Origin of the sequence: Okeania sp. SIO2F4, assembly GCF_010672385.1 — a bacterium.
GTDB lineage: Bacteria > Cyanobacteriota > Cyanobacteriia > Cyanobacteriales > Microcoleaceae > Trichodesmium.
Genome location: NZ_JAAHGT010000980.1, coordinates 1 through 3,535, shown reverse-complemented (window position 1 = coordinate 3,535; position 3,535 = coordinate 1). Strand labels below are relative to the sequence as shown.

General features: G+C 32.6%; 1 protein-coding gene and 1 tRNA gene. One reads left to right on the top strand and one right to left on the bottom strand.

The window, feature by feature from the left end; translation table 11 throughout:
* The first annotated feature begins 662 nt into the window (after positions 1-662).
* Positions 663-736 (top strand) — tRNA-Arg (locus F6K22_RS35925).
* Positions 737-1,406: 670 nt separating this feature from the next.
* On the opposite strand, the gene cax is transcribed toward F6K22_RS35925, so the two are convergent.
* Positions 1,407-2,525: a calcium/proton exchanger gene (gene cax / locus F6K22_RS35920; protein ID WP_293109384.1), complete on the bottom strand. Its 1,119-nt coding sequence runs from the start codon at positions 2,523-2,525 to the stop codon at positions 1,407-1,409.
* Positions 2,526-3,535: the final 1,010 nt, after the last annotated feature.

Below are 3,535 nucleotides of genomic sequence, written 5' to 3'. Positions count from 1 at the left end.
TCTTACCATTACATTTAAGCAACGCCATTTAGTTTGTTTGAACTGTTGACTAAATTCTATAGTAGAGTAGAAATGCTTATAGAGATTCGTCGCTTGCTTGTATCCAGTAATTTTGGGTTTATAGACCCACTATTACCAAATATGGTTACTCTAACTATAGTAGAACTGATTCAAGCAGGCTAGCCATAAGGCTAATCTCTCCATAGAAACAGAATGACTTCCCTATGGGCTAAAGAATTGCTATAGTATATATTCCTGTTAATAACCGTTTCCCCCACGGTACTTATTTGATGAAAATTCCTTGTACTTTCATCTTTTCACAAAATCCCAATAGCTTATTTTAGGTGACACAACAATAACTCGTGTTAAAATTATTACATTTGAGGTATAGGATTAAGTTTGGTAGTATTAAATTTAGAGTTTAACCTCTAAATCTATGGCCAGGGAAATATTATATCAAGTCCAGTGTCATAATTACAAAAATTTGGACATTTTTACAATTTTTCTATTTTTCTGCCATTTCAACCGATAATTATCTTCATATAGTAATATTAGTCCAAAGATACTTATACTTGATTAATATAATCTAAATAACAGAGTTGCCTATTTAGAGATTACCTAAGTATAATATTGAGAGATAATTAATTCCATTCTAAATAATTGGGTGCGTAACTCAGTTGGATAGAGTAGCGACCTTCTAAGTCGCGAGTCGCAGGTTCGAATCCTGCCGCACCCGTATATAAGGCCATAAATTATGTGCATAACTATGAAAAATACTGTGGCTTAGTCATATCTCCTAGGCCACATCTAAATTCCATACTTCGATCCTCAATTAAATCATCTCTTGTCTAAAGGTGCAGATATTCTTACCAAGTTGTAGCCTTTCAGTGAGTTGACCTTTTATTGGATGCTGCTTTGCCTTACCAAAATCTTATGCTTTTCTCAACATCTATTTTGAGTCTCTAAGTGCCCCTCGGTGACAACCTAAAAACCTGATTTTTAGATGATGCTTCAAGGCGTGAATTACTCATTGAATGTCGGTTGACCCGTATTTGCTTAAGGTACATTCTAATTAGGGTTTGTTGAATAAGTCTTATAGGTAAGGGTAGGAAGACCGATCCAGGAAGACCGAGTCAGGAGAAATAGAAATTACAGAGGATGTAGTTGGAAGAATTGCCCCTTAATTTTTGTGCCCTTGTCTGCTAAAAATCCTCACATTCTTATGCCATGGGAAGCCAAAAGCTTGTACTTTATTTTGCATAAAAAAGGCTAAAGTCTTTATATGTAAATGCTTTTGGATTTAATCAGCAAGCCCTAATTATTAAAAAAACTTAATAATAATGGTTGACCAGTCAGGTAGATGTTTTCAATACCAATTTAGGTATTTGAAATTTTTCCATAATAATCTAACTCAATCCTTCAATCACGGGGTGGAAATAAAAGGCTAATCCTAAAACCGTATAAGCTGCTAATAATAAAGCTCCTTCTAACCAATCAGAACGACCATCAGAACTTACAGAATTAGCAATTAATACTGCTACTACTACTGCTACTAATTCAAAAGGATTAAAATTCAAATCCATTGGTTGACCTAGTAATAAACCAGCCAGAATTAATACAGGTGCCACAAATAAGGCAATTTGTAAACTAGAACCTACTGCCACTGAAACAGATAAATCCATTTTATTTTTCATAGCAACAGTTACTGCCGTAGCGTGTTCGGCAGCATTACCAATAATTGGTACTACAATTACACCAGTAAATAAAGAAGTTAATCCTAAAGTAGCAGTAGCTTCTTCTAAAGAATCAACCAGTAATTCTGATTCAAATGCCACTGCTAAAGTTGCTATTAATAAAACTAAAATCCACAGTAACAAATTAGGTTTATGTTGAGATTCTTTTTCTGATTCACTATCAGAATTTAATTCTTCAGATTCATTTTCTGCTACACCAACCTCGTATAAGTAAGAGTGAGTTTTCATCGAAAATAATAAGGTGAGTATATAAACAGTAATTAATACTATTGCTACTGCACCAGATAAATTTTGCATTGTACTTTCACTAATGCCATTAGAAGTAGCATCTACTGCTGTTGGTACTAAGATAGCAATTACAGCTAAATTCATTGCTGAAGCATTTAAACGGGCTACTACTGACTGAAATTTTTGTTCTTTGAAACGGAGTCCACCTAAAAACATTGATAGACCCATTACTAACAATAAGTTACCAATTATAGAACCAGTGATACTTGCTTTAACTACGCTTATTAAACCAGCATTTAAAGCAATAATACCGATAATTAATTCTGTAGCATTGCCAAATGTAGCATTTAACAAACCACCTAAGTTAGGACCAAGAACAACTGCAATTTCTTCAGTTGCTGTACCCATCCAACCTGCTAAGGGAATAATTGCTATAGCAGATGTAATGAAAATAACTGATGAACCCAATTCCATAACATTGGCTGCTATTGAAATAGGAACAAATACTAATAAAATTGAAATGATTGTTTGTGTATTTAGCATGAGTAAAAATTTCAAGTTCAGTAAATCAAAAATTAGGCAAAAAAATAGGTCTTGCTGAAAAGGTGTTTGGCAGGTGAGTATAATTCAGAATTAAGCAGTCAGGAGTCTAAATCAGCAGGAGTATGAAAAACCGAAGTAAGTTAGAGGTAGAAAAAATATCAGATTTTTTTTATCCTACTTCTGGTAGAGGTACAAAGTTATTTATACAAAAAAATTTGATAATCTTGCACTTTTTTCAGAAATAAAAAGCTCAAATTTCCAGGCAATGTTTTTGAGATTATTCAGCTCGCCCTAACTAAATAGATATAATACCAGGTATGATAAATATTTCCAACAAATAGTTGAGCTGCTGCTAGTAGTCAGTTGTATGAGCAAAGTGCCTTTTACCCTTTTAAGCATTTATTGTGGTAAGACCTAAATGTTGCTAAAATAAATATTTTATATAAAATTATTAAATTATTCCAACTGTTTGTAATATTATTATTTAACGTGTGGTAAAGTTCAATCTACTATTTCGACTCAAGCTTAATCCTTAATTGAGTAAATATTTTTGAGATATAAACACTTTTTAGTCAAACTTATAGTTTTGATAGATCTCTAATATCAAGTAACATTAATTAACCACAATGTAGGGAAGTTGCATAAGGGCGTACCTAGGAGTTTGGGAAAAGATTCTTTATTACACTTAATTACACTTATTTAATGAGACATGATCTAATTACTTAGATCGACAGAATCCTATTTTCTCATATAAAGTAAGAAATTCAAAAATTCTATTTACACTATTTATTTTTATTATTCACGATCTAGCACGATTCGATAACGTGCTTTACGGCTATGTAAATGCTCCATCGCTTCATTTGCAAATCAGAAATAAAAGTCTGATTCATCTCTATTGCGTATGTAGCAATAGGAATTTAGACTCAGTTGCCTTTTGTTGCGGATATAGCAATCGGAATTTTTACCGACTAAATTCAGAGGCAAACTTTTAGCAAATCAGAAATAAAAAT